Annotated in this window: 20 protein-coding genes and 1 pseudogene; 8 read left to right on the top strand and 13 right to left on the bottom strand. The window is 64.7% G+C overall.

Annotation, left to right across the window (positions count from 1 at the left end; translation table 11 throughout):
- Nucleotides 1-10: 10 nt before the first annotated feature.
- The 8 genes from ACIBW7_RS19160 to pruA form a co-directional block, all read right to left on the bottom strand.
- Nucleotides 11-901 carry a LysR family transcriptional regulator gene (locus ACIBW7_RS19160; protein WP_397047902.1) on the bottom strand — a complete coding sequence of 297 codons (891 nt, stop codon included), beginning with the start codon at nt 899-901 and terminating at the stop codon, nt 11-13.
- Nucleotides 902-1,025: 124 nt separating this feature from the next.
- Nucleotides 1,026-2,030 (bottom strand): lactonase family protein, encoded by a 1,005-nt coding sequence (locus ACIBW7_RS19155; RefSeq protein WP_397047900.1) that lies wholly within the window; start codon nt 2,028-2,030, stop codon nt 1,026-1,028.
- Entirely contained in the window at nt 2,027-3,514 is a 1,488-nt protein-coding gene (locus ACIBW7_RS19150) for a sugar porter family MFS transporter (protein WP_397047898.1), read from the bottom strand. Before ACIBW7_RS19150 ends, ACIBW7_RS19155 begins: the two co-directional genes overlap by 4 nt.
- Nucleotides 3,457-4,257, bottom strand: coding sequence for an NAD-dependent epimerase/dehydratase family protein (locus ACIBW7_RS19145; protein ID WP_397047896.1), 801 nt, complete (start codon nt 4,255-4,257; stop codon nt 3,457-3,459). Before ACIBW7_RS19145 ends, ACIBW7_RS19150 begins: the two co-directional genes overlap by 58 nt.
- A gap of 579 nt (nt 4,258-4,836) precedes the next feature.
- Nucleotides 4,837-5,058: a divalent cation tolerance protein CutA gene (gene cutA / locus ACIBW7_RS19140; RefSeq protein ID WP_397047894.1), complete on the bottom strand. Its 222-nt coding sequence runs from the start codon at nt 5,056-5,058 to the stop codon at nt 4,837-4,839.
- A 232-nt stretch (nt 5,059-5,290) separates the two neighbouring features.
- The gene (locus tag ACIBW7_RS19135; RefSeq protein ID WP_397047892.1) at nt 5,291-6,724 is read right to left on the bottom strand and encodes an amino acid permease; all 1,434 of its coding nucleotides are present in this window, start codon (nt 6,722-6,724) and stop codon (nt 5,291-5,293) included.
- Nucleotides 6,725-6,889: 165 nt separating this feature from the next.
- Nucleotides 6,890-7,849 carry a proline dehydrogenase family protein gene (locus ACIBW7_RS19130; RefSeq protein ID WP_397047890.1) on the bottom strand — a complete coding sequence of 320 codons (960 nt, stop codon included), beginning with the start codon at nt 7,847-7,849 and terminating at the stop codon, nt 6,890-6,892.
- Nucleotides 7,849-9,495 carry an L-glutamate gamma-semialdehyde dehydrogenase gene (gene pruA, locus ACIBW7_RS19125; RefSeq protein WP_397047888.1) on the bottom strand — a complete coding sequence of 549 codons (1,647 nt, stop codon included), beginning with the start codon at nt 9,493-9,495 and terminating at the stop codon, nt 7,849-7,851. Before pruA ends, ACIBW7_RS19130 begins: the two co-directional genes overlap by 1 nt.
- Before the next feature lie 180 nt (nt 9,496-9,675).
- On the opposite strand from pruA, the pseudogene ACIBW7_RS19120 reads away from it, so the two are divergent.
- Together ACIBW7_RS19120 and ACIBW7_RS19115 are read left to right on the top strand one after the other, a co-directional pair.
- Nucleotides 9,676-10,872: pseudogene (locus ACIBW7_RS19120) on the top strand (PucR family transcriptional regulator); the annotation flags it as partial.
- An 83-nt stretch (nt 10,873-10,955) separates the two neighbouring features.
- Nucleotides 10,956-11,570, top strand: coding sequence for a dihydrofolate reductase family protein (locus ACIBW7_RS19115; protein WP_397047886.1), 615 nt, complete (start codon nt 10,956-10,958; stop codon nt 11,568-11,570).
- A 78-nt stretch (nt 11,571-11,648) separates the two neighbouring features.
- Here the strand turns inward: ACIBW7_RS19115 and ACIBW7_RS19110 are convergent, their stop codons facing one another.
- The 3 genes from ACIBW7_RS19110 to ACIBW7_RS19100 form a co-directional block, all read right to left on the bottom strand.
- The gene (locus ACIBW7_RS19110; protein WP_397047884.1) at nt 11,649-12,809 is read right to left on the bottom strand and encodes a glycoside hydrolase family 19 protein; all 1,161 of its coding nucleotides are present in this window, start codon (nt 12,807-12,809) and stop codon (nt 11,649-11,651) included.
- 116 nt (nt 12,810-12,925) lie between these two features.
- Entirely contained in the window at nt 12,926-15,319 is a 2,394-nt protein-coding gene (locus ACIBW7_RS19105; RefSeq protein WP_397047882.1) for an ATP-binding protein, read from the bottom strand.
- A gap of 43 nt (nt 15,320-15,362) precedes the next feature.
- Nucleotides 15,363-16,913: an amino acid permease gene (locus ACIBW7_RS19100; RefSeq protein ID WP_397047880.1), complete on the bottom strand. Its 1,551-nt coding sequence runs from the start codon at nt 16,911-16,913 to the stop codon at nt 15,363-15,365.
- A 171-nt stretch (nt 16,914-17,084) separates the two neighbouring features.
- Here ACIBW7_RS19100 and ACIBW7_RS19095 point away from each other — a divergent pair, with 171 nt between their 5' ends.
- The 5 genes from ACIBW7_RS19095 to ACIBW7_RS19075 all read left to right on the top strand — a co-directional run bounded on the left by ACIBW7_RS19095 (nt 17,085) and on the right by ACIBW7_RS19075 (nt 21,933).
- On the top strand, nt 17,085-18,614 hold the full coding sequence (locus ACIBW7_RS19095) for a phytoene desaturase family protein (RefSeq protein ID WP_397048184.1): 1,530 nt from the start codon (nt 17,085-17,087) through the stop codon (nt 18,612-18,614).
- 366 nt (nt 18,615-18,980) lie between these two features.
- A complete protein-coding gene (locus ACIBW7_RS19090) occupies nt 18,981-19,685 on the top strand; it encodes a hypothetical protein (RefSeq protein WP_397047878.1) in 705 nt (234 codons plus the stop codon).
- 295 nt (nt 19,686-19,980) lie between these two features.
- The gene (locus ACIBW7_RS19085) at nt 19,981-20,862 is read left to right on the top strand and encodes a LysR substrate-binding domain-containing protein (protein ID WP_397047876.1); all 882 of its coding nucleotides are present in this window, start codon (nt 19,981-19,983) and stop codon (nt 20,860-20,862) included.
- 150 nt (nt 20,863-21,012) lie between these two features.
- The gene (gene dmpI, locus ACIBW7_RS19080) at nt 21,013-21,198 is read left to right on the top strand and encodes a 4-oxalocrotonate tautomerase DmpI (protein WP_040689632.1); all 186 of its coding nucleotides are present in this window, start codon (nt 21,013-21,015) and stop codon (nt 21,196-21,198) included.
- A 42-nt stretch (nt 21,199-21,240) separates the two neighbouring features.
- Nucleotides 21,241-21,933 carry a DUF1275 family protein gene (locus ACIBW7_RS19075; protein ID WP_397047874.1) on the top strand — a complete coding sequence of 231 codons (693 nt, stop codon included), beginning with the start codon at nt 21,241-21,243 and terminating at the stop codon, nt 21,931-21,933.
- A gap of 89 nt (nt 21,934-22,022) precedes the next feature.
- Here ACIBW7_RS19075 and ACIBW7_RS19070 read toward each other — a convergent pair whose 3' ends face one another.
- Nucleotides 22,023-23,345, bottom strand: coding sequence for a family 1 glycosylhydrolase (locus ACIBW7_RS19070; protein WP_397047872.1), 1,323 nt, complete (start codon nt 23,343-23,345; stop codon nt 22,023-22,025).
- 176 nt (nt 23,346-23,521) lie between these two features.
- Nucleotides 23,522-24,304, bottom strand: a complete 783-nt coding sequence (locus ACIBW7_RS19065) for an IclR family transcriptional regulator (protein ID WP_397047870.1) — start codon at nt 24,302-24,304, stop codon at nt 23,522-23,524.
- A 101-nt stretch (nt 24,305-24,405) separates the two neighbouring features.
- On the opposite strand from ACIBW7_RS19065, the gene hutH reads away from it, so the two are divergent.
- Complete coding sequence (gene hutH, locus ACIBW7_RS19060) at nt 24,406-25,962, top strand: histidine ammonia-lyase (protein ID WP_397047868.1); 1,557 nt, start codon at nt 24,406-24,408, stop codon at nt 25,960-25,962.
- Nucleotides 25,963-25,992: the final 30 nt, after the last annotated feature.

Below are 25,992 nucleotides of genomic sequence, written 5' to 3'. Positions count from 1 at the left end.
GTGGATCCTTTCAAGGAGCGGGCGGCAGCGAATCGAGCAGTTCGATGACTCGGTGCAGTGCCGGATTGGCGCAGTCACGTCGCCAGATCGCGTGCAGGACAACGGGGTCCTCGACGCCGATGAGCGGGCGGAACCGCACGCCGTCGGGATGTAGATGGGTGGCGGTTTCGGGCACCAGGGCCGAGCCGCGTCCGGCGGCCACCAGCGCGAGCATGGTGTGCACCTGGGTGAGTTCGTGGGTGGCGGTGTAGGGCACGGCGGCGAGGATGCCGGAGACCAGATCGGCGAAATAGCGGGCCGGGCCCGGCGCATACACCAGCAGTGTTTCGCCGCCCAGATCCTCGATCGCGATCGGACCCTCCCCGGCCAGCTTGTGCTGTTCCGGAACCGCCAGCATCAAGCCTTCGGAATGCACCAGCCGCGAATCGAATTCGGTGCGGTCGAACGGCGGGCGGGCCAGCGCCAGATCGAGGCTGCCGCTGCGCAGGTTCTCGAACTGGTCGGAACTGACCATCTCGCGCAGCACGATCTCGACTCGGTCGAGTCCGGCCTCGATGTGATTGAGGAACCGCCCGAGGAACCCGAAACCCGACGCCGCGGTGAACCCGATCCGCACCGTACCCGCCCCGCCCGCAGCGACCAGGCGGGCGGTACCCGGCGCGGCATCGGCCAGTGCCAGCAGACGGCGTGCCTCGGTCAGGAAGACCGCCCCGGCCGGGGTCAGTTGGACCTGCCGTTGCGTGCGGTCGAACAGTTCCACGCCGATATCGCGTTCGAGCTTCTGGATCTGGCGACTCAGCGGCGGCTGCGTCATCCGCAGGCGCTCGGCCGCCCGCCGGAAATTACCCTCCTCGGCCACCGTGACGAAGCCGCGGACCTGCTCCAGCGACAGCATCGACATCGTTCTCCTCCTGCGTTGTGGCGTGCACTCCGCCTCGCCCGCAGATTGCGCTCTCCGCAGGCTATGACTCGCTACTGATACTCGTCCAACGCCAATTCGGCATCAACCGATACCTCGAGGGTATTCATTGCGGGGCGACGATCTCGACCCAGTTGGGATCGCGGCCGACCTCGAGCCGCTGTCGTGGGGTGAGCGAGCCGGTCGCGGGATCGATGGCGTAGCTGGTGACGGCATCAGATTTCTGCCCCGCGACCACCAGGAACCGCCCGCTCGGATCGATGGCGAATCCGCGCGGCTGGGTCTCGGTGGGTGTGTGTCCGAGCGGATCGAGCAGCCCGGTCGCCGAGTCGACACGGAATCCCGTGATCGTGCTCGAAGACCGTTCGGCCACATAGAGGTAGCGGCCATCAGGTGTGCCGCGAAGCTCCGAAGTCCACGGTGGCCCCTTGGATTCGGGCGGTTGCACCGACGCCGATGCGATGAGAGTGAGCGTGCCCGTATCGGATTCGAAGCGGTAGCTGTTCACCGTGCCGGCCAGCTCATTCGTCACGAAGGCGAACGAGCCGGACGGATGGAACACGATATGACGCGGACCAGCGCCAGATTCGGTCTCGACCCACGGCGGCTCATTCGGTGTGAGCCGCCCGGTTCCGGCATCGAAGCGGTACTGCAGAATCACATCACCGCCGAGCGCTGCCGCGAACAGATACCGGTTCGACGGATCGGTGAGTATCGAATGCGCGTGCGGCGGTGTCGATTCCACCGCGATCGGCGGTCCGACACCGCCATCGGATGCGACCGGATTGACGGCGATCTTGTCACCCGAATACGACGCGCTCAGCAGATAACGCCCGCTTCGATCGGTCGCGAGATAGGCCGTATTGTCCGGTAGCGGCGCGGTCGACAGTGGTGTCAACCGCCCCGTTGCCGGATCTCTGGCGAATACCGCCACCGCGAACGGCGCCGAGCGCAGTGCTGCGTAGAGGTACCGGTGGTCCGGACTCATCGCCAAGGGCATCACCGCGCCGTCCACCGCCTGCGACTCGACGAGCGTCAGCGCCCCGTCGTCGTCGAGTCGCAGCACCGAGATTTCGCGACTGTCGGCATTCGAGACATAAACCACGCTCATGCGGATTTACCGCTGACCCGGGCCCGCAGCTCCAACTCGATCTGCTCCAGACTGCGACCATTGGTCTCCGGTACGAACCGCTGCACCAGTATGAACATCACCACGCTGACTGCGGCGAAGATCCAGGCCGAATAGCCCAGTCCGAGATGATCGTTCATCACCGGGAACAGGAAGGTGATGGCGAAGGTCGAACTCCACAGCACGACACTGCCGACGCCCATGCCGACACCGCGTACCCGCAGCGGGAAGATCTCCGCCATCATCACCCACACCACCGCGCCCCAACCCAATTCGTAACCCGCGAGATAGACATTGAGCAGAATCAGCGTCGTGAGGCCGGTAATAGTGTGATTGTGCACGCCGAGCACGATGGCGCCGAGCAGGAACAGGGACGAGGCCATACACACGTTGCCGAGCAGCAGCAAAGGCTTTCGGCCCCAACGGTCCACGACGAAGATCACCCAGGCCGTGAATGCCACCTTGATCGCCCCGAGCACAATGGACGCCAGCAGTGATGTCGAATTTCCGAAGCCGAGATCCTTGAACATGGTCGGCGCGTACACATTCACGGCATTGACACCCGAGAACTGTTGTCCGACAGCCAGAATAAGCGCCACCACCAAAGCCGGCCGCGCCCACGGCGCCAACAGATCCCGCAGCCGCCCCTTCTGCTGCTCATCCAATCGAATCACCGAGCGAATGCTGCTGATCTCGGATTCGATCTCATCGGCGCGATGGGTACCCGCCAGCACGACCCGCGCTTCCTCCTCGCGCCCGGCATGGACCAGCCAGCGCGGCGTCTCCGGCAGCACCGACATACCGGCCAACAGCGCCACTGCGGGAATCGCCGCGACCGCGAACATCATGCGCCAGTTACCGCTGCCGGACAGCGCCCAGTCCACGATGTAGGCGATCAGGATGCCCGAGACGATCATCAGCTGATTCAACGTCGACAATGCACCGCGTGCCCTGGTCGGGGCCAGTTCGGACAGGTAGGTGGGCACCGTCGCCGACGAACATCCCACCGCGATACCGGTAATGAAACGGGCGATCACCAGCGCCGTCACATTGGGCGCGAGCGCACAGCCCAGTGCGCCGACCGCGAAAACCGCGGCTGCCAACATGATGGTTCGTCGCCGTCCCAGCCGATCGGTGATCCGTCCGGCAATGGCCGCGCCGATCACCGCACCGGCGGCCAGGCAGCCACCGATCACACCCTGCGTCACCGAGGACAGCTGCCACGACTTCTTGATGAACAACAGCACACCGGAGATGACCCCGAGGTCGTAACCGAAGAGGATGCCGCCGAGGGCGCCGAAGAAATAGAGAAATTTGACATTGGACGCGAGCGCCGATATCGGCGCGGCCGTCGTTGCTTTGAATTGCATGGTGCTGCGCTGCTTTCGCGATGAAGCAAATTTGGAGGTCAGAGCGGATTCGGTTTGCCGAGTGGCGTTTCCACGAAGGGGCCGCCGATAAGCCACGGACCGGGTTCGCCGACGGACGGAATATCGGTGGCGAACTGTTCGGCGTCGTCCTGGCTGCGGTAGCCGAGTGCTTCGGCCTCGCGCAGGGATACGACGGCACGGGTATTGGCGGATACGCCCCAGATCACCCGATAGCCTGGTCGCTCGGCGGCCAAGCATGCCTCGAACAGTCGCGCACAATCATTGGGGGACAACCACATCGACAGTCCGCGCACATCGTGTGGACGCTCGAAACACGAGCCGATCCGGATGCAGATCACATCCATATCGAAGCGGGAGTGGTAGAGACTGCCGAGCGCCTCGACGGCCACTTTGCTGACGCCGTAATAGGTATCGGGCCGGGGTGAGGCGTCATCGGGAATCGGGTCTTCGCCCACGGCGCGGAATCCCACGGCATGATTGCTCGAGGCGAGCACGACCCGCGACACACCCGCCTGCCGCGCAGCCTCCAGAACCGTATGCGTGCCATCGATATTGACGGCGAGCACGTTGTCCCAGCTGTCTTCCCGGCTGATCCCGCCGAGATGGATGATCGCATCCACATCCCGGCAGGCCGCTGCCATGGTGGCCGGATCGGTGAGCGATCCGGTGACGAGTTCGACCCGTTCGCCTGCCGTCGGCGTGGGGAGTTCGGTCAGATCCAGTAGCCGCAGAATGCGATCGGGACGCCGTAGGCGGGGCCGCATGAGTGTGCCGATGCCGCCGCCGGCGCCGGTAATGAGGATTCGGTGATCATTCATGCGGCATCGGTCTCGCTCATACAGCCGAAAATGCCGACAGAACTGCTGTTTTCGCACATTGTGTCCTCCTGTGTGCGAGCGGAAGTGTGGGGTAGGTCACTTCCGCTCGAACGTGTCAGAAGGGTATGGCGTTGAATTGATGCCTGTCCAAGACCGTTTCTGTATCGACCGATGCCGTAGCGGCATCGGTTGATAACCTACGCAGGCCGTTCATCGGCGCGGCCAGCAAATCGCCCAGATGAGCACCGTCAGCGGCAGCCCGACTGCCAGCAGCAATCCGAACCAGCCGCTCATCCGAGTTGGCCCGGCTTGTTCTGCAATCGCTTCCGTCGCACACCCGAAAGCCCGTGCCCTGCTGGAATCTCGGCGCGCCTGGTCGTGCGCGATTGCCGGTGATCGCGACGGGGCGGACCGCGGACTGGACATCGCGCGTGACGCGCTCGAGCGCGCCGACTCGGGGGCTCCGCACTGGTGTGCCTGGATCGATCACGCCGAGCTGGACATAATGACCGGCCGCGTCTGGGCGGTACTGCACCACCCGGATAAGGCCACCGCGCCGCTGGAACGGGTGCTGGCTGCCTACCCAGCCAGCCGGTCACGGGCGGCGGTGGCGGTGCGAAGCGTCACCCGCCACTCCTGTCCTTCGTCGAGTGCGCCAAGATGCCAGAAAACCGACGCCGCAGGTCCGGTGATCTCGGCTCCGGCCGCGAGCCGTTCGCCGACAACCGCCTTCGCGATGGCTCGCGCGTCGCCTTCGGTCGGGGTTGTCGAGGTAACCGACCACACTCGTGCTGCCGTCATGACAACTACCCTAGGTGTTCTCGTCACGTCGGGGAGAACCCAACTCGCGACCGAGGGTGTCTACATCCTGCCTATAATTCCCCGACGAATCCGGGCGATTCCCTGTGCATGACTGTGATGTGAGTACGCAGGCAGCGGCCATCCTCGACCCCGGCAATCGTACGTTTTGGCGCCGCAGTGTCATTCGGTTGGGCAGGTGGCCATTTGTCCACCCGCCCAACCGGATTCGCGCCTACTTCGCCAGCGAGACGTCCCCGCCGCGCTCCAGCTTGGAATGCATCCGCGAGTACCCGAAGTACACGGCGAGGCCGATCACCAGCCACACCGCGAAGCGCAGCCAGGTCTCCCACGGCAGCGACCAGATCAGGTAGATCGAGAAGCCGATGCCGACCAGCGGCACCACCGGCATGAGCGGCAATTTGAACGCGCGCGGCTCATCGGGGCGGGTGCGGCGCAGCACCATTACCGCGACGGAGACCACGATGAAGGCCATCAGAATGCCGATATTCGTCAGCTCGGCGACCACGGTGATATCGAGCAGACCGGCCATGGTCGCGGATCCGATGCCGACGATCCAGGTCACCCGGGTCGGCACCTTGCGGACCGGATGCGTCTTGGCGAACCACTCCGGCAGCAGCCCGTCGCGGCTCATCGCGAACCACACGCGGGTCACGCCGAGCATGAAGGTGAGCACGACGGTGATGATGCCGACGATCGCGCCGATCGCGATGATATTCGCGACGCCCGGCATGCCGACCGACTCGAAAGCGGTGGAGAAACCGCTGGTCGGGCTGATCTCGGTGTACTTCTGCATCCCGGTCAGTACCAGTGTTGCCAGCACGTACAGCACCATCGCGATGGCCAGCGAGTAGATGATGGCCTTGGGCAGATGCTTCTTTCCGTCGACGGATTCCTCGGCGGCGGTGCTCATCGCGTCATAGCCGAAGACGGCGAAGAAGACCGTTGCCGCACCGGTCCACACCGCGCCCGCACCGAACGGGAAGTACGGGGTGTAGTTGGAGCTGTCGATGTGGAAGACGCCGAGCACGATGATCAGCACGACCAGGGCGACCTTGATGCCGACGGCGACCGTCTCGAAACGGCCGACGCTCTTGATGCCGCGCGAGAGCAACCACGCGGTGCCCAGACAGAACAGCACCGCGAAGATGTCGATCACGTGGCCCTCGCCGGTACCGTGCGCGCCCATCATCCAATCGGGCAGCGTGATATCGACTTGTCCCAGTAGGAATTTGAAGTATCCGGAGACGCCGATCGCGACCACCGCCGCCACCGCTATGTACTCCAGCAGCAGATCCCAGCCGATGAACCAGCCCGCGATCTCGCCGAGGGAGACATAGCCGTAGGTGTAGGCGGATCCGGCCTTCGGCACCATCCCGGCGAATTCCGCGTAGCACAGCGCCGCGCAGGCGCTGGCGACACCGGCGATCAGGAACGAGATGAGCACCGCCGGGCCTGTGACGGAATGCGCGACCGAACCGGCCAGGGCGAAAATGCCCGCGCCGATGATGCCGCCGACGCCGATCGCCGTGAGCTGCCACAGTCCGAGTGACCGTTTCAGTTGCTCGTCCGCGGGCCCGGTCTCCTCCTCGATCTGCTCGAGGGGTTTGCGGCGCAACATCTGGCTGCGCAACTCCGCGAGGGGCATGGGTCTTCCTTTCGTCCTCTGCGATACCCGACAGTGCAGTAACGCAGATCACATTCTGAGCAGCACTCAGCTAATCGGACCACAAACGTGCTGTGATCGGCGAGTTGGATAAATAAATTTCGGCGGCCTTGTCCGACTGCACAGATAAGGCCGCCGAGCTGGGGATCAGCGCTGGCTGCCCGGTCGCAGCGAGCGCAGGAAGAACGCGACATTGGCCGGGCGTTCGGCGAGTCGGCGCATGAAGTAGCCGTACCACTGATCGCCGTAGGGCACATAGACCCGAACGTGGCGCTCTTCGCGGACGAGTCGGCGCTGTTCGGCGTCGCGGATGCCGTACAGCATCTGGAACTCGAAATCGTCGGAGCCGCGCCGGGTCGCTGTGGCGAATACTTCGGCGGCCTCGATGAGTGCCGGATCGTGGGTGGCGACCATCGGATAGCCGTCACCGTTCATCAGCACCCGAAGACAGTCCAGATAGGACTGGTCGACCTCGGCCCGGCTCTGATACGCCACCGAAGCGGGTTCGCGATATGCACCCTTGCACAGGCGAATTCGCGAGCCCGGGTCGGAAAAGTCTCGGCAGTCGGCCACGGTGCGACGCAGATACGCCTGCAGGACGGTTCCGAGCGACGGGAAGTCGGCGCGCAACTCCCGCACGATCGACAGGGTCGAATCGGTGGTCGTGTGATCCTCGGCGTCGATGGTGACCAGCACGCCCGCATCCGCTGCGGCGGTACAGATCTGGTGCGCGTGCTCGTGAGCGATCGCGTGACCGTCCGCGGGCAGGGATTGACCGAGCGCCGACAGCTTGAGCGAAACCTCCAGCGTCCCAACGGTTCCTGACTCACGCAGCAAAGTGAGCAGCGACAGCAGCGACAGATAATGCATCACCGTATTGCGCGCCTGCTCGATATCGGTGGTGTCCTCGCCGAGGTAGTCCACGGTGATATAGCGACCCGAACTCAGCAGATTCTCCACGGCCGCAACCGCATTCGGCTCGGATTCACCGGCGACGAAGCGGTCCACCAGCTTCTTGGTGGCCGACATGCGGGTGACGGTGCGCTCCATGCGCGGCGAGCGCGAGGCGGCCAGCATGGCTGGGCGAAGCAGACCGGAAATTGCCATCAGATCTCCTCGGGTGCCTGGTGCGGATAGGTGTGCTCGGTCGGCGGGACGAAGGTTTCCTTGATGGTGCGGGCGGAGGTCCAGCGCATCAGATTCTGCGGCGAGCCGGCCTTGTCATTGGTGCCCGACGCGCGAGATCCGCCGAAGGGCTGCTGACCGACGACCGCGCCGGTGGGCTTGTCGTTGATATAGAAGTTGCCCGCGGTGAAGCGCAGACTTTCGGTCGCCTTGGCCACGGCATTGCGGTCGTCGGCGATGATCGCGCCGGTCAGGCCGTATGCCGAACCGCCGTCGACCAGTTCGAGTGCTGCCTCGAAGGATCCGGCGACCGAATCGTCGTAGACGTGGACGGCGAGAATCGGGCCGAAGTATTCGGTGCTGAATACCTCGTCGGTGGGGTCGTCGCCGAGCAGGATGGTCGGGTCGACGAAATATCCGACGGTGTCGTCGGCATGTCCGCCCACCGCGATGGTCAAGCCCGAGGTGGCCTTGGCGCGGGCGATGGCGTCGGCATTGCGATCGAAGGCGCGCTGGTCGATGACCGCGCCGCCGAAGTTCGCGAAATCGGTGACATCGCCGTAGCTCAGCGCACCGACCTTATCGATGAGATCGCGACCCATCTCGGCCCACACCGACTTCGGAATGAAGGCGCGCGAAGCGGCCGAGCACTTCTGACCCTGATAGTCGAACGCGCCGCGGATCAGCGCGGTGGTCAGGACATCCGGATCTGCCGAGCTGTGCGCCAGCACGAAATCCTTACCGCCGGTCTCACCGACCAGACGCGGGTAGGTGTTGTAGTCGGCGATATTCATCGCCACCGAACGCCACAGATGCTGGAAGGTCGCGGTCGAACCGGTGAAGTGGATACCCGCCAGCCGCCGATCAGTCAGCGCGACATCGGAGATCTTCGGGCCCGCCCCGTGCACCATATTGATGACACCGGGCGGCAGCCCCGCGGCCTCCAGCAGTTTCATCGTCCAATACGCGGCCACCGCCTGGGTGGGCGATGGCTTCCACAGGACCGTATTGCCTATCAGGGCGGGCGCGGTCGGCAGATTGCCCGCGATCGCGGTGAAGTTGAACGGGGTGATCGCGTAGACGAAGCCCTCCAGCGGGCGGTACTCGACCTTGTTCCACACACCCGGGGTCGAGATCGGCTGGTCGGCCAGGATCTGCCGGGCGAAATGCACATTGAAACGCCAGAAGTCGACCAGTTCGCACGGTGCGTCGATCTCGGCCTGGTAGGCGGTCTTGGACTGCCCCAACATGGTTGCGGCGGCAATGGTCTCGCGCCACGGCCCGGACAGCAGATCGGCGGCCCGCAGGAAGATCGCGGCGCGATCCTCGAACGACAGCGCCCGCCAGCCGGGTGCGGCGGCGGAGGCTGCGGCGATCGCATCCTGGACATCGCCGGCCTCGGCGGTGGTGAGGGTGCCGAGTACGGCGGCATGATTGTGCGGCTGCACGACGTCGATGCTCTTACCCGAGGTGCGCCGATGCTCGCCGCCGATGACATGGTGGATCTCGGTCGGCGTCGCGGCGAGTTCGGTCAGTTTCGCCCGCAGTCGTGCGCGTTCGGCGCTGCCCGGTGCGAAGGTGCCGACCGGCTCGTTGGCCGGGCGTGGCGTGGACACGATGGCGTCCATGAGTCCTCCTGTGTCGTTTCGAGCGATCTGCAAGCAATCGCTAGCGGCGCTGGTATATGACGGTGAGCCGAAGTCAACACGGCAAAACAGCCCGCAGAATCGGACAAGCGGACAAAGATGGGATGACCGGATTGGCGAGTCGTATGAAAGTGGGCAGTGGTCGTGGCTAGCGAGGGTGAATTGGTGGCCGCGGACCTGGACCTGTTCGGATTGGCGCAGATGGTCGCCCAGAATGCGGGCGGGATGGTGTCCATCGAGGACCCGCAATCGCATGTGCTCGCGTATTCGGCCTCGGATCAGGCTGCCGACCAGCTTCGGGTGCTGTCGATCCTCGGCCGGGAGGGTCCGCGCGACTATCTGCAGGTGCTGCGCAAGTGGGGTGTGTTCGATCGGCTGCGCGGTACCGACGATGTCATCGACATACCGGCGCACGAAGAGCTGGATATCAAGCGCCGCCTGGTGGTGAGCATTCGCGAACATGCCGAGGGCAGTGCGCCGCGGGTGCTCGGGTCGATCTGGCTGCAGCAGGGGGACCGGCCGTTCAAACCGGATGCCGCGGAGATCCTGCGCGGTGCGTCGGCCATTGCCGCCCGGCTGATTTCGCGGAGTCTGGACGCGCCGTCCACCGAGGCGCTGCTGATTCAACGGCTGTTCGGAACGGGTGGTGGCACCGCCGATGTGCCTGCCGTGGCGAGTGCGTTGAAGCTATCGCTGACCGGTCCGGCCGCGGTGGTCGGCTTCGCGGTCGCTCCCGGTGTGAAGTCGCCCGCAGCTTTCGGCAATACGCTTCGCTTGCGCGCCAGCTCATTTCGCGGTGATTCGGTGACCACCATCCTCGGCGATCGGGTGTATGTGCTACTGCCGCAATACCGTTCGGCGCATGCCGTGACCGCGTGGACCCGTCAGCTGGTCGAACAGCTCGAAGCCAAATTCGAATTGCGCGCCGCCATCGCCTGTCCCATACCGGATCTGGCCCATGTCGCGGGCGCGCGCTCCGAGGTGGACCGGGTCCTCGACAGCACGGCCGCGACCTATCCGCGCGGCCGGGTGACCACGCTGGCCGAATCGCGCACCGCGGTACTGCTCGGCGAAATCCTCGATCTCGTCGGCACGCGCCCGGAACTACACGATCCGCGCCTGCGCAAGTTGCTGGACTACGACCGCAAGCACTCCGCGAATCTGTGCGAGAGCGTCGAGACCTATCTGCGTGAACACGGCGATGTACGCAATGCCGCGACGGCGCTGCAGGTGCATCCGAATACCCTGCGCTACCGGATCCGTCGGGTCGAGGACATTCTCGGGATGGATCTCACCGATCCCGCCGATCGCTTGCTGCTCGAACTCCAACTCGCCCTGCATCGCCGGTCGCCGGAATAGGCGCGCATGCGAGCGATGATTTTTCCGGCTCCTGTCCGTCTGATCTGGTGACGCGGCATCAACCACCGACCAAGGAGATACCGATGCGGAAAATCACCGCCGGACTGTTCATCGCACTCGACGGCGTCGTCGAGAACCCCCAGGATTGGCACTTCCCGTACTTCAACGAGGAGATGGCCACGGCCGTCGACGGTCAGCTCGGCGCGGCCGATACGCTGCTGTTGGGCCGCAAGACCTACGAGGGGTTCGCCGGGGCGTGGCCGGAGCGGGAGGCCGCTGGCGATGTGGACGCCGAGATGGCCAAGAAGCTCGGCGACGCGCGCAAGATCGTGGTCACGCATCAGGATCTCACCTTCACCTGGCGCAATTCCGAGGTGCTGAAGGGTGATCTGGTGGAGGCCGTCGCGGCGCTGAAAGATGAGCCCGGCGACGCACCCATCGCGATCAGCGGATCGGTATCCGTTGTCCGCCAACTGCTCGAGGCCGGGCTCTTGGACGAACTGCACCTGCTGGTGCACCCGATCGCGGTGCGCAAGGGCCTGCGATTGTTCGAGGAGACCGACGCTGCGCTTCCGCTGCAACTGCTTTCGTCCAATACCTTCGAAACCGGTGTCGTCCATCTGGTGTACGCCAAGGCGGCGGCCGAAGGTGCCGAAGGGTACGAGTACGCGAAACAGTTCCTGCCCCAAGAGGATTGAGGCTATAAGTGGCACATGGTTTCGTAACCATGTGCCACTCGGGCGTCTACGATCGCGGAGCCATCGTCTTCGATTCGATCATTCTGTGTCGAGGACCTTACGCGCGTGGCTGTAATTCTCGTTGCGCTCCGCGCTCCCGTTGCTTCCGCCATTGATCGCATGTGTGATCGCGTCGATGTCCGATTTATCGGCGTCGTCGTTCAAATCCTTGGAGTCCCAGTACCATCCCGCAGTAGCGAAGGCGTACTTCGGGTCTTCGGCCCGGTCGGGGTTTCCGACGAAATCGACCTCGAGGGCATCGCTTGCCTTCCGGTAGTTGGTGCGTCCGGTCAATTGCAGAGCGCCTCGGCCGTGAAAGTTCGCGCCGTCACTGGGCCGATCGTTTCCGAGGTCCTTACGCGCCCCGTAGTTCCGCTCGAAGTAGGCCTTGTCACCGTATTCTTCGAGGGTTTTCAGATTGTCGGTCTCCACTCCGACCTGTGCAAGGAAAGCGGCCGCACGCTTGGGCGTGTCGATCCCGTAGTCACGCATCGCCTGATCGAGGTAGGGGAGATACCTCGCCAGTTTACTCTTGGATGTACCGGGGAAAATCTTTTCGAGTTGTGCCAGTGTTACGGGGCTCATCTGCTCAGCCCGGTCCGAATTGGTCCCGAGGAGGTCGCGGAAGTCCTTCTCCACATGCAGGACCCGCGTGATAATGTCGGTCAACAGCGACTTTTCCTCACTCGCCGTCAACTTGCCAGATCGCGCGGAGACCGCCAACGAAGCCGCTTGCAGTACCAACCCCAGCATTTGCGCTTCGTCGCGGATCTCCTTGGCCATCTTCGCGTTATCGCCCGCAACATTGCCAACTTTGCCCGAGAGCTTGGAATCCCGCTCTTTCAAACCAGCGGTCAGCTCTGCGATTCTGGCCGATTTCGTATTGTAATGCGCAGTCACCACGGATTTATTGGCCACATCGTAGAGGTTCGCCACATCGAGCAGTGCCGTCAGATCAGGGATATCGGACGGGTTTCCGGTGCCGAGTTGGTCGATCATCAATCGAAATGCCGTCCGAGCGAGTTCGACTGCGCGCTGCACGGCATCCGAAGCACCTGGCGGAGCGGCGAGCTTATCGATCTGCTCGCGTGCCTCGGCCACCACCGGCGATACGGTCGGCTTTTCCCCTTTCGGTGGTAGCAGTCCGTATTGTGCTCCCCCCCAAGGATCATCGGTGACCGGGTCGTATCGGGAGCCCATTCGTGGAATTCTCGCACAACCGGTCCGGCGCTTTCGGGCCTCGACTCCCCAGCGGTGGCCGGTGACAAGTCCACTGTCCTTTGTTGTTCGTGGCGATCGCTCCTACCCTGCTCGCCCTACTCGGATAGCACCTGGTCGGCGTGGGGGATCGTCAGGGACCAAGCGGTTTCGGTGGGTGTGGGCGTGGTGACCGTCAGGGTCGCGCCGCAGCCGACAAGTGCTTCGGACAATGGGTCCGGCGCATGGTCCGCTATTGCGAGATCGGTTGGTGTCCTGGCAATTTCGTGCATAGCGATGGCAAGTTCGCGGTCGTCGAGAAGGACGTTGACTCGGATATCCTCGGCGATCGCCCGCTGGCGCACTGTCCGCAGTACCCGTTCTACGACTTCGAGCGCTGCGGATGCGAGTGCGTGATCGAGATCGTTGACCGGTCCGGCGAAGCCGACTTGGGACTGCGCGCCGAGCGCCTCGGCGGCCTCGCTGGCCAGTTCCATGATCTCCGTGCGGAATGGGGTCTCGTTTTCGACTTCCGAGGCGAGTTCCGCGACGGTGTTGCGGATGTGATCGATGACGGCGTCCAGTTCTTGGACCGCGTCGTCGATGCGGGTGGCGACGGCCGGCACACGGGCCAGGGGACGGATCCCGCTCAATCGCATCCCGATGCCGAACAGTTGATCGATCACCGTGCGGTGCAGTTCGTGGGCGATGCGGTCGCGTTCGTTGATGATCCGCAAGGCCCGCAGTTGTGTCTCGGCCAGCCGCAGGTTCACCAGATTGTCCACCCGTGCTCGGAGTTCGGCGACCTCGAATGGCTTCCGCAGGAAGTCGTTGGCACCGGCCCGCAGCAGATCCAGCCGCGACTGCTCGTCTGCGCGTGCGCTGACGATAAGTACCGGGGTGTTGCGCAGCTCGTGGTCGGCGCGGATCTCGCGCAGAAGTTCGTCGCCGCTCATGCCCGGCATCATGAGGTCGCACAGGATCAGATCCGGCCGGTGTGCTCGGGCCAGCAGCAGTCCCATGCCGCCGTTGTCGGCGGCGGTGACCCGGTAGGACTCGGAAAGCGCTTCCCGCATCAGGGCGCTGAGGTCGGCGTTGTCCTCGACGACAATGACCGACGGCTTCGGTTCCGACTCATCCGATCCGGTATCCGCGGGTATGGCGCGGTCGCCGCTTCCGGTCGCCAGCTCCGCGATCAGCGCGTCGGCGGCGTTACCTGCCCGAATCGGTGTGGGCTCGGTGACCGAGCGGCGGACCGGGGTGCCCGGTGGGGCGGCTCGCGGCAACTCGATCACGATCATCGCGCCGCCCTCGGGTGCGTCGGTGATAGTGATGTCACCGCGCTGCAGGCGCACCAGGTCATGGACGATGCTGAGGCCCAAACCCGTGCCGCCCACCGCGCGGGTCGCTGCGCCATCGACCTGACGGAACCGCTCGAAGACCGCGGTGCGGTGCGATGCCGGTATACCCGGGCCGCTATCGGCGATCTCGATGACCACGTCGTCATCGGCAGGGCGTACGGTGCAGCGGATCATGCCGCCTTCGGGGACGAACTTGAAGGCGTTGGACAGCAGGTTCAGCAGAATGCGCTGCAGGTGTTCGGGATCGAGTGCGGCGGGGACGGGCTGCGACGCGTCGACGGCCAGGCGGATGCCGCGGTCGACCGCCATCGACTCGAAGAAAGCCGAGCCGAGCCGCACCTGCTCGGTGACATCGATCCAGGCATAATCGGGTCGTATCGCCCCCGACTCCAGCTTCGAGGCGTCGAGCAGATCGTCGATCTGACGCTGCAGTATGCGCGCATTGCGCAGGATCAGCTCTAGCTCATCGCGGTCGGCGGGCGCGCACTGGTCGAGCAACTTCTGTGTCGGCGCCAAGATCAACATGAGCGGGGTTCGCAGCTCGTGGCTGATATTGGCGACGAACTGGCTCTTCAGTTCGTCCAGTTCCTTCGCGCGAGCGTACAACTGAACCAGCTCGATATTGGCCTCCTTGAGCTGCCTGCTGGTTTCGGCGACCTGACGGGCTCGGGCGAACACCTCCTGTTCCATTTCCTGGCTCGATGCCCGTAGCGCGGCCGTCTCCTCTTGTTTCGCCGCGTCGGATGCTTCGAGTCGGATGAAGTCGGTGACATCCTCGACGCGGTGGATGACATAGCGCAGCTCGCCGTCGGTACCGAGGACCGGGGAGTTGGTCGGACTCCAGAATCGCGGTTCGAAGGCGCCGTCGGGCTTGCGGATGTCGTAGCGCTGAACCGGCATCGCATCAGTTATCCGGTCGCGCAGTACCCGTTCCAGCGATACCCGCAGGTTACGGACACCTTCTGCCGACGAATCATCCGGATTGTCCGGAAATGCCTCGAAAATGTTCTTGCCGAGGATGTCTTGTCGTTCGGTCATGGTCGCGGCGGCATATGCGTCGGTCACCGCGACAATGCACAGGTCGGCATCGAGTACCAGGTACAGACCTGGTGCGGACTCGAAGACGGCGCGGAAATCGATCTCCACGGGCACACGTCGACTCTATCCCCACCCTGCGGCCACCGATATGGGCAGGTCAGGCCTGTATGGGCGCCTCGGGCTCGCCGGTCTCCACGACCGTTCGCCGGGGTCCGGTGAACCAATGTCTGGCCGATGCGAGCCACCAGATGCCGATCGCGCCCACCACGCCGACCAGGGTGATCGGTGCGTAATTGACAGTGTTCCAAGTGAATGCGCTGTTCCATGGATAGCCGCGGTCATCGGTCGGCAGGATGAACAGCAAGCTGATCAGCACGATCCAGATCAGGGCGATAATGCCGACGGGTCGATACCAGGTGCCGAGTTGCCAAGGGCCGGTATGGAATCGGCTGCCGTGCAGTTGACGCAACAGGATCGGGATGCCGTAGGCGATGTAGAGGCCGATGGTGGCGACCGAAGTGGCTGCCGCGTAGGCGGTCGGCGCGTTCTCCGCGGGCACCAGCATCGACGGGATCAGCAGGACGAACGAGAAGAACGAGATGAACAGCACCGCGTGCACCGGCACCTTGCGGGCCGAAAGTCGGGACCAGTAGGCCGATCCAGGTACCGCGCCGTCACGGGAGAAGGCGAACAGCATGCGCGAGGCCGAGGTGACCGAGGCGTAGCCGCAGAACAATTGCGCGATCGCCGCGATGATCAGCAGCAGCCCGGACCAGAACGAATTCAGCGAGTTCTGCAGGATGTAGATCACCGGGTAACCGCTGTTCTTCGTCGGATCCAGCGCATCGTCGAGATTCGGAATGGCGAAGGTCACCGCCATGATGAGCAGATAACCGGCGACGGCCGAGACGACAATGGTGTTGATGATGCCCTTGGCCGCCGTGCGCGCGGCATCGTGGGTCTCCTCCGACATATGCGCCGACGCGTCGTAGCCGGTGAATGTGTACTGCGCGTGCAGCAATCCGAGCAGAAAGCTGAACGCCACCCCGCCGAAGCCGACCGCGCTGTTGTCCACGGTTTCGGTGAAGACGAAGCCGACGCTCTGGTGGTGGCTCGCGCCGAACCCAAGTACCACGACGAAGATCGCCACACCGCCGACATGCCACCAGGCGGAGATATTGTTGATCACCGCGGACAGATGCGGGCCGATCGCATTGAGTACGGCGTGCAGGATCAGGATCGCGGTGAAGACCAAAAAGATTGCGGTGCGGTCGGTTCCGATGTCGATGCCGATCACATTGAGCACCGCCGTGGTGAAGATGGCCGCCCCGTAGTCGATGGCGGCGGTCACCGCGATCTGGCCGATCAGGTTGAACCACCCGGTGAACCAGCCCCAGACCGGGCCGCCCAATTCGGACGCCCACCAGTACAGACCGCCGGAAGTCGGGTAGGCCGAGGCCAATTCGGCCATCGCCAGGCCTACGAACAACACCATGACCGAGACCAGCGGCCAGCCCCACGCCATGGTGATCGGGCCGCCGTTGGCCAGACCGATGCCATAACTGGCCAATCCGCCGGTCAGGATGGAGACGATGGTGAAACTGATGGCGAAGTTGGAGAATCCGGACCAGGATCTGGCCAATTCCTGTTTGTAGCCGAGTTCGGCCAGGCGCCGTTCGTCATCGGATGGGGTGGTGGCTTCGGTCATGATCGCTCCCGGGTGAAAACGCGGCCCTCATACAGCGTTTGCCAGAAGCTAAGTGTGAAGTGAGTGCTGGTCAATCGCAGGGAAATATGGAAACCGGGCCGTAATCTCTCGGCAATCGCACATTCCGGGCGCGATCCGCGGAATCCGTGGTAAGCAGGGCGGATGCGACCGATGCGCTCCTCCTATGACGTGGTGGTGGTCGGTGGTGGTCACAATGGGCTGGTGGCCGCCGCATATCTGGCGCGAGCCGGGCGTTCGGTGCTGGTGCTGGAGCGGCAGGAGCACACCGGTGGGGCCGCGGTTTCGGCGCGGGTGTTTCCGGGGGTCGATGCGCGATTGTCGCGGTATTCGTATCTGGTGAGTCTGCTGCCCCGGCAGATCGTCGAGGAACTCGGGCTGCGATTCGCGACGCGGCGTCGGCGGATCTCGTCGTATACCCCGGTCGGGGACGGTGGACTGCTGGTCGATACCGGTTCCGCGGCCAGGACCAGGGAGAGCTTCGTGCGGCTCACCGGATCGGACCGGGATTTTCGGGCATGGCAGGAGTTCTACGGCGCCACGGGTCGGCTCGCGCAGCGGGTGTTTCCGACGCTGACGCAACCGTTGCCGACGCAATCGGAGCTCGAGCGGGTTGTCGACGATCCCGGCACGTGGGCGGCGCTGTTCGAGCGACCGCTGGGGGAGGTGGTCGAGTCGTCCTTTGCCGACGACACCGTGCGCGGGGTCGTGCTCACCGACGCACTCATCGGGACCTTCACTCATGCGCACGATCCTGAGCTGCGGCAGAACCGATGCTTCCTCTACCACGTGATCGGTGGCGGCACCGGCGACTGGGATGTGCCGATCGGCGGTATGGGCGCGCTCACCGACGCACTCGCCGACGCGGCCCGCGCGGCCGGTGCGGAGCTGATTACCGGTTGTGCGGTGACCGAGGTCGAATCCGACGATTTCACAGCCGAAGTGCGCTATGCGGACGGTGTGATCAGCGCGCGGCAGGTGCTCGTCAATGCGGCACCGCACGAGCTCGCGCAGCTGCTCGGCATACCGGGGGAGCCGAAACCCGAAGGCTCCCAATTGAAAGTGAATATGGTGCTGCGGCGGTTACCTCGGTTGCGCGACGGTTCGACAGATCCGCACGAGGCATTCGCCGGGACATTTCATATCGCTGAATCGTATTCGCAACTGGAGCAGGCATATCGCGAGGCGTCCGGCGGACGGATCCCGTCGGCCCCGCCATCGGAGATCTACTGTCACACCCTGACTGATCCCTCGATCCTCGCGCCCGACTCCGATCTGCACACCCTCACGCTGTTCGGATTACACACTCCGGCAAGGCTTTTCGAGTCCGATCCAGAGGCTGCGAAGGCGACGGCAGTGAAAGCCGCACTCGCTCAACTAGATGCGGTACTCGCCGAACCGCTTGTCGATTGCCTCGCACTCGACGAGGACGGTGCACCCTGTATCGAGGCCAAGTCACCGGTAGACCTGGAACGTGAGGTGGCCCTCCCCGGCGGGCATATCTTCCACCGAGACCTGGCCTTCCCTTATCGCTCTGACGAAGCCGACAGTCCCGCGGCGCGCTGGGGTGTGGCGACGGACGTGCCCAACGTCTTCATCTGCGGTGCGGGCGCGATTCGCGGCGGTGGTGTCAGCGGTATCCCTGGGCACAATGCCGCCATGGCGGTTCTCGAAACTGGCTGACTTCGGATAGGCGATGCGCCGCGAGTGTGTGCCACATCACTAAAGAAATCAAATAATGCACATTCTGCATTACCGACTCGTGGCGAATTGGTTGGAGCCGGATGTGCTGCGGCGGTTTGCGTGGAGGATTTCGACTTTGCGCATGATGGAATCCAGTTGTGGCGTTTCGATTTCCTGCATGGGGTGCAATCGGCTGGGCGTCAACGCCAGTCGGGGCGTCAGTGTGATGTAGATCTCATCATGATCGAATCGCGCATGGCCCGCCGGCAATTTATTGGCAAACGATAACGATTTGGTCACACATGGATGGCGTACTGCGGCTTTAATGGGGCTGCTTCCGAAGTCCCCCCTGTTAGGAACCAAAGCATGTTGATGAGGAAATTCGCCGCGACCTCGGCGCTGGTGATCGCGGCGCTCGGTGTCACGGCCGGAACTGTGAATGCGGCTCCCGAAACCGACAACGGCGTCGTGAACTACACGGCCACCACGACCGAGTCCTCGACCATTATCAAGACCGATGCCGGTTCGCTGGTCGACGAGAACGGTGTCTTCAAGATCAAGGCCGTCGACGGAACCACCCTTGCGGGCACCGACCTGTCGTTCCGGGTGGACGATTTCGTCTTCCCGATTGCGGCGAATATCCAGGATCACACCGCGACGCTGACTCCGCAGTTCGATACGGCCCACGCCGTGTACAAGCCGGTCGCGCTGCCGTTCGAGGACAAGGCCCCGTGGAAGTCCGACTACGACCGTGAGCAGGCCGCCTGGAACCGCCTGACCAGCACCATCAGCATGGGCGCCACCGTCGGCACCCTGGTCGGCGGTCTCGGCGGCGGCGCCGTCGGCTGTGTCCTCGGCGGTATCGCGGGCGCGACCGTCGCTGCGGCCACCATTGTCGGCCTCTTCGGCCCATTCATCCCGGCCGCGGCCATCGGCTGCATCGGGGGCATCATCGCCGTCGGCGCGCTAGGCACCCTCGCCGGACAGATTTTCGTCACGGCCCCGGTCGCCATCGCCGCCGCACTCCAGTACTTCACCACCATCAACCAGCCCTTTACCGCACCGAAGTAACCCCGGCACCCAAATCGGCGGGCGCTCGAACCGAGCGCCCGCCGATTTGTTCTGTCTGTCCCCAAGCCAACCGGCCCCCCCAATTCGGCACTGGCCGCCCCGGCTGGGCTCTGGTCGCCCTGACTTGGCGCCGGGCACTTCGCGACTCGTCGGAACGGATTCCGGCCAGGACGGACTGAATCTCTATGAGAAGCCGAGGTTGGACGGCGCGTAATCCGCTTGCTGCCGCATGCGCTGATCGCGGCGGCTGGTTTCATGGATCGTCAGGACCGCCGTCTCGAGGAGCCCGTGCCACATGGAGCTGCGTCAATTGCGCTATTTCGTCACCGTGGCCGAGGAACTGCACTTCGGGCGCGCGGCCGAGCGGCTGCATATCGCGCAACCGGCGGTGAGTCAGCAGGTGCAGCGGCTGGAACGGGAGTTGAAGGTGCAGCTGCTGGATCGGTCGCCGCGCCGGGTGCGGCTGACGGAGGCCGGGCAGCGTTTTCTGCCCGCGGCGCGCAGCGTATTGATCGCCGCCGATCAGGCGCGGGCAGCGGTGGCCGATCTGGCTGGTTCGCGTGCCGAGGTGTTCCGGCTCGGCACGGTCACCGGACTCGGTCCCCGGCTGGACACCATCCTCGATGCCTTTGCCGAGCATCTTCCGCAGGTGCGGATCGAGTTGGTCACGCTGCCGGTACGCGAGCGGTTGGCCCAGGTCGCCGACGGACGACTGGACGCGGCCTTCGTGCGTGCGCCCGCCGCCGACGACACTCCGGAACTGGAGTATCTGCGCGCATGGGACGACCCGCTCGTCGCGGTGCTCCCGGCCCGGCATCCGCTGGCCGCGCATGCGACGGTGCGATTGGCCGATCTGGCCTCGGTGCCACTGCGGATGACCGAGCGGCGCAATCATCCGGCACTGGTGGATCTGGTGCTGATGTCTTGTGAGCGTGCGGGTTTCGAGCCCGTTCCGGCCCCGACCGCAACCACGTTGCAGGACAATTTGGCCGCGATCGGCACCGCAGCCGCGATGTGGACGGTGATCTACGCCGCGAATGCCGACCAGGTACACAACCCGCGAGTGGCCTTCCGTCCGTTCGCCGACGGCGGCCTGAGCCTGCCGATTGCCGTCGCCCTGCGAGCCGGGATTGATTCGCCGAGCTCGGAGTTGTTGCGCGACCTTCTGGCGATGTAGCCGCGAACAATAAGCATTCGTTATCGCTGTGCGAACGAACTGGCCCTTGGTCGATGATCTTCGTTCCGGTGAACTTACAACAGGCCGCCGAACAAGCCGGAAACACCCGGATGCGGTCTGTCCCAACCCTTTTCAGGTAGGAGATCAGTCATGCCCATCGTCACCGTCCAGCAGGGTCCGCGCACCGTCGAACTCAAGCGGGATCTGGTCCGCCGGATCACCGACGCCTTCGTCGACGCCTACCAGATTCCGGCCGAAACCGTACAGGTGTGGATCCATGAGACCCCCGCCGACAGCTGGGGCGCGGCCGGACAGCTGACCGCCGATAAGAAATAGCCGACCGCAGGATGCCGAAGCCCGACCGATACCGTCGCGATCATGCCGATGAAGCATGACTTGCCGCGCTGGTTACCGGTCGGGCCGGTGGTCCTGGTGTTGCTATCCGCCGGAGCCGGCGCGACCGACGCCCTGGTCTTCACCGAACTCGGCAAGGTATTCGCCAGCATCCTGACCGGCAATCTGGTGCTGCTCGGCACGGCCGTCGGGTTATCCGGCATCGAACTGACACCGCCGCTCACTGTGCTCGCTGCCTATCTCGTCGGCGTGGCGGCGGCCGCGCGGTGGTGTCGCGCAATCCCACCGGGGATACAGCGCACCGCACGCATCCGTCACTGTCTCGCGGGTGAGGCCGCCTTGGTGGTCGTCGTCGCCGCTATCGCTGTCTCAGCCGATGCGGTCGGTGCCATTCGCATGGTCCTGCTGGCCGTGGCGGCATTGGCCATGGGAGTCCAGTCCGCCGCAGTCCTGGTCATCGATCGCGGATCGCCGACCACCTACATGACGAGCACATTCACCGGTCTGGTCAGCGACCTTGCCGCGAACCACCGTGCCGACCCATTGGCCATAGCCCGAATCGCCGCTGTCATCCTCGGTGCCACCGCCGCTGTCGCACTCTATTCCGCAAGCGCCCATTGGGGTTTCGTCATCCCCGCCGCCCTGATCGCATCGGCGGCAAGCCTCGCGTACACGCGCTCTTGGCGTGATGCAGCACAACCGATGCCGGACGAATAGCCACCTGTCGCATCAACGGCGTAATCGGGCGACGGCAGGGCTGAATCAGTCGTTCGAATCCGGTCGGTCGAACCCCGATCCGATTTCGGCTAGGGAACGGCGACGGTTTCGTCGCAGCTGTCGGGTGGATCGACCAATCCGCATTCGACCGGTGGGCGGGTCGGACGGTAGCTGGTGGGTACGCCGCCGGATTGGATGATCCCGCGGTACGCGTCGACTGCGTCGGTGGGTTTGCGGGTCAGGGTGGGGTCGGTGCGGACGTCGACGGTGTAGAGGCCGAAACGGGGTGTGTAGCTGCCCCATTCGTAGTTGTCGGTCAGGCTCCAGTAGTTGTAGCCGACGACATTTATGCCGTCGGACTTGGCGCGCTGGAGCCAGTAGACGGTGTCGCGGAGGTGGTCGGAGCGGGTGTAGCCGTCGGCGCGCGGTTCACTGTCCTCGGTGGGCATGCCGTTCTCCACGACATACAGCGGGCGGTCGGGAAACAACTGCGCGTAATGGCGCAGTGCGTAGTAGATGCCCTCGGTGTGAATCGGGAGTTCCCAGATCGCCGGACCTTCGTTGGAGCCACCCTGTACCGCTTTGTTCGTTTCCGGCAGGGGCGCGAAATAGTAGTCGACGCCGATGAAATCGAGCTTGTCGGCGATCCGGTCCACAATCGGCTGATTCACCTCGGTTTCGGCGCCCGCGACATAGCCCAGATTGCTGGTGACCTGCGCATCGGGCAGGCTTTGATGGATGGTGTCGTAGATCGCGTTGTGCGCCTGGGCGATTCGGTCCAGCATTGCCGGCGCTTCGTCGGGGGTGATGGCACCGATGCGCAGTTCGGTGCCGATGTAGGCGGCGGGCTCGTTGAAGGTGATCCACAGCGGATTGCGAGAGGCATAGCGGTTCACCACCTTTCGCATATTGGCCAGCCAATCCTCGACCATGCCCGGATTGCGCCAGCCGCCGCGATCGGCGGCCCAGCCGGGATACACCCAATGATCCAGGGTGAGCATCGGTCGCATACCGGCCGCGAGGATACGCGCGATCACATTGTCGTAGAAGCCGAATGCCGCCTCGTCCCAGGTATCGGGTTGCGGCTGTACCCGCGCCCATTCGATGCCGATCCGATACACCCGGACCCCGAGATGTGCGGCCAGGTTGATATCGGAGATGTAGCGCTTGTAGAAGTCGACCGAATTCTCGTAGTCGTCCCCGGCCTTGCCGGTTTCGATGTAGCGGGTCCAATTGCTGTCCGGCGCACGGCCTTCGGATTGAAAACCCGATGATGCAACGCCCCAGAGGAATTCCCGGCCGAACGGTGCGATGGTGGCCTGTGCGGTCGGTATGGCGAGGCTCGGCAGCAGTAGCGCGCTCGCGATGATCGCGAGCCCGACCAGGGCGCGGCGGCGCATCGGTGTTCGCATCGTGCTCCTGTCCCCATCCGGCACTGTTGGTCGTGCGTCACCCGGCGGGTCATTGCCCCGGTGGATGATCCATCAGCGTAACTGTCTGATTGCTGAAATCCGGGCAGTCGATCGGTGTGTCGCGGCTGTGGTCGAAAGACCTGGTCGTTCGTCGAAATTGCTGACTATTCGCGTCGTCAGCTCACCCGCCCACCGATGCGGCGGGTGAGATCGTCAGCGGTGGACCGCACCTGGGCGGCGAGGCCGGACCAATCGGCGGCACAGGGGATCTGCTCGCAGTGGTGTCGCAGCGTCACGCTGATCGCCGCGATCGGCCGATGGTCGTGATCGAAGGCCGGATAGGCGACCGAGGCGAATCCGGCGGTGACATGTCCGTCCTCGCTCGCCCAGCCGCGCCGACGCTCGGCGGCCAGGATGGTGCGCAGCGCCGCGAGGCTGGTCGGCCCGCGGTCGGTGCGGCGTACGAAGGCCGCCGCCGACGGGAACAGTGCACGCACATGGGCGGCGGGCAGATGGGCCAGGATCGCCCGGCCCGATGCGGTCAGCTGTGCGGGCAGGCGGACGCCGACATCGGTCACCAGCGTTTCGGGACGCGCCGGGCGTTCTTTGATCAGATACAGCAGTTCATTGCCGTGCAGGACCCCGAGGTGCGCGTTGTGCCCGACCCGTCCGGCCAACTCGCGCAGCAACGGTCCGGCCACCCGCTCCAGCGGATCGTGGCGCAGATAGGCCGAACCCAGTTCGAAGGCGGCGATACCGAGGCCGTAGCGCCGTTCGGCGGCCAGCCGGGTGACGAAGCGGGCCTGCTCCAACTCGGCGAGCAGGTGATAGGTGGTCGAGCGGGGGATGCCGAGTTCGCGCGCGATCGTGGATGCGGAGACCGGCCCGGCCCGGGTCGCCATCAGCTGCAGCACGGCCAGGCCGCGCCGCAGCGCCGGGATGTCGCTGCTCGTTCCCATGCCACTTCCTCCCAAGCCGATTAGGCTCGGCGTCTCGGATACCAGACAGAACCTGGCTCAGCCTCATTCTCCACCTGCCCCCGTGGCGGTGGAATGGACCTATGCCGGATACCACGCAGTTACCGCCCGTGGAGCTGGACGGGCCGCTGACCGTCGAACGCATCGTCGCCGTTGCCCGCGACGGCGCAGAAGTTCGATTCAGCGAGGCCGCCGAGAAGCGGCTGACCGACGCGCGCCAGCATGTCGACGCGCTGGCGGCGGGCGCGGTCCCGACCTACGGCGTCTCCACCGGCTTCGGTGCTCTGGCCACCCGGCACATTCCGCCGGAGAGCCGGGCCGCGCTACAGCGGTCGCTGATCCGCTCGCATGCGGCGGGAGCGGGCGCGACGGTCGAGACCGAGGTGGTGCGCGCCATGATGCTGTTGCGGCTGCGCACGCTGGCCACCGGACATACCGGCGTGCGACCGGAAACGGCGCTCACCTTGGCCGCGTTGATCAATGCGGGCATTACGCCGGTAGTGCACGAGTTCGGATCGCTCGGCTGCTCCGGCGATCTCGCGCCACTGGCCGCGGTCGCGTTGGCGCTGATGGGGGAGGGCGAGGTCACGGACTCCGCTGGCAATGTGATTACGGCGGCGGAAGCGTTGCACGCCAAGAGAATCGAGCCGGTGACCCTCGCCGAGAAGGAAGGCCTCGCGCTCACCAACGGCACGGACGGCATGCTCGGCATGCTGGCGCTCGCGATCAATGACCTGCGCCAACTGCTCGACGTCGCCGATATCACCGCCGCGATGAGCGTGGAGGCACTGCTCGGCACCGACCGGGTCTTCGCCGATGATCTACAGGCGCTGCGCCCGCATCCGGGACAAGCCCTCTCGGCACGGCGCATGGCGGCCGCCTTGGCGGGATCGGAAATCGTTGCCAGCCACCGGGGTCCGGACTGCAACCGGGTGCAGGACGCGTATTCGTTGCGTTGCGCACCGCAGGTGCACGGCGCCGCCCGCGACACCCTCGCACACGCCGAACTGGTCGCCGAGCGCGAAATGGCCTCGGCGATCGACAACCCCGTCGTGCTCGCCGATGGCAGATTGGAATCCAACGGCAACTTCCACGGTGCTCCGGTGGCGTATGTCCTGGACTTCCTGGCCATTCCGGTCGCCGATGTCGCCGGCATGGCCGAGCGGCGCACCGACCGGATGCTGGATGTCGCACGCTCACACGGTCTTCCGGCCTTCCTCGCGGCCGATCCGGGTGTCGATTCCGGTCACATGATCGCGCAGTACACCCAGGCGGGAATCGTCAGCGAGCTGAAACGCCTCGCGATGCCGGCCTCGGTGGATTCGATTCCGAGCAGCGCGATGCAGGAAGACCATGTGTCGATGGGCTGGTCGGCCGCGCGCAAATTGCGCAGGGCCGTCGACGGTCTGGCTACCGTGCTCGCCATCGAATATCTCACGGCCGCACGGGCATTGGACTTGCGAGCACCGCTGCGTCCTGGTCCGGCAACCGCGGCGGCCCTCGCTCTGCTTCGCACCGAGGTCGACGGCCCGGGACCGGACCGACACCTCGCCCCGGAAATCGCCGCCGCAGCGGAACTGGTCCGTTCCGGCGAACTGCTGGGCGCGGTCACACCCCACCTCGGCACCTCAGGAAAGTGAGCTCCCTTGACAACACCCGAAGCAATCCGG

Origin of the sequence: Nocardia sp. NPDC049526 (assembly GCF_044465765.1) — a bacterium.
Taxonomy (GTDB): Bacteria; Actinomycetota; Actinomycetes; order Mycobacteriales; family Mycobacteriaceae; genus Nocardia.
This window is presented reverse-complemented; position numbering and strand designations above follow the sequence as displayed.

What these genes read in the sequence shown, in the direction of transcription:
- ACIBW7_RS19160 (WP_397047902.1), bottom strand. Translation starts at nt 901, where the DNA reads ATGTCGATGCTGTCGCTGGAGCAGGTCCGCGGCTTCGTCACGGTGGCC.
- ACIBW7_RS19155 (WP_397047900.1), bottom strand. Translation starts at nt 2,030, where the DNA reads ATGAGCGTGGTTTATGTCTCGAATGCCGACAGTCGCGAAATCTCGGTG.
- ACIBW7_RS19145 (WP_397047896.1), bottom strand. Translation starts at nt 4,257, where the DNA reads ATGAATGATCACCGAATCCTCATTACCGGCGCCGGCGGCGGCATCGGC.
- cutA (WP_397047894.1), bottom strand. Translation starts at nt 5,058, where the DNA reads ATGACGGCAGCACGAGTGTGGTCGGTTACCTCGACAACCCCGACCGAA.
- ACIBW7_RS19135 (WP_397047892.1), bottom strand. Translation starts at nt 6,724, where the DNA reads ATGCCCCTCGCGGAGTTGCGCAGCCAGATGTTGCGCCGCAAACCCCTC.
- ACIBW7_RS19130 (WP_397047890.1), bottom strand. Translation starts at nt 7,849, where the DNA reads ATGGCAATTTCCGGTCTGCTTCGCCCAGCCATGCTGGCCGCCTCGCGC.
- pruA (WP_397047888.1), bottom strand. Translation starts at nt 9,495, where the DNA reads ATGGACGCCATCGTGTCCACGCCACGCCCGGCCAACGAGCCGGTCGGC.
- ACIBW7_RS19115 (WP_397047886.1), top strand. Translation starts at nt 10,956, where the DNA reads ATGCGGAAAATCACCGCCGGACTGTTCATCGCACTCGACGGCGTCGTC.
- ACIBW7_RS19110 (WP_397047884.1), bottom strand. Translation starts at nt 12,809, where the DNA reads ATGGGCTCCCGATACGACCCGGTCACCGATGATCCTTGGGGGGGAGCA.
- ACIBW7_RS19100 (WP_397047880.1), bottom strand. Translation starts at nt 16,913, where the DNA reads ATGACCGAAGCCACCACCCCATCCGATGACGAACGGCGCCTGGCCGAA.
- ACIBW7_RS19095 (WP_397048184.1), top strand. Translation starts at nt 17,085, where the DNA reads ATGCGCTCCTCCTATGACGTGGTGGTGGTCGGTGGTGGTCACAATGGG.
- ACIBW7_RS19090 (WP_397047878.1), top strand. Translation starts at nt 18,981, where the DNA reads ATGTTGATGAGGAAATTCGCCGCGACCTCGGCGCTGGTGATCGCGGCG.
- ACIBW7_RS19085 (WP_397047876.1), top strand. Translation starts at nt 19,981, where the DNA reads ATGGAGCTGCGTCAATTGCGCTATTTCGTCACCGTGGCCGAGGAACTG.
- dmpI (WP_040689632.1), top strand. Translation starts at nt 21,013, where the DNA reads ATGCCCATCGTCACCGTCCAGCAGGGTCCGCGCACCGTCGAACTCAAG.
- ACIBW7_RS19075 (WP_397047874.1), top strand. Translation starts at nt 21,241, where the DNA reads ATGCCGATGAAGCATGACTTGCCGCGCTGGTTACCGGTCGGGCCGGTG.
- ACIBW7_RS19070 (WP_397047872.1), bottom strand. Translation starts at nt 23,345, where the DNA reads ATGCGAACACCGATGCGCCGCCGCGCCCTGGTCGGGCTCGCGATCATC.
- ACIBW7_RS19065 (WP_397047870.1), bottom strand. Translation starts at nt 24,304, where the DNA reads ATGGGAACGAGCAGCGACATCCCGGCGCTGCGGCGCGGCCTGGCCGTG.
- hutH (WP_397047868.1), top strand. Translation starts at nt 24,406, where the DNA reads ATGCCGGATACCACGCAGTTACCGCCCGTGGAGCTGGACGGGCCGCTG.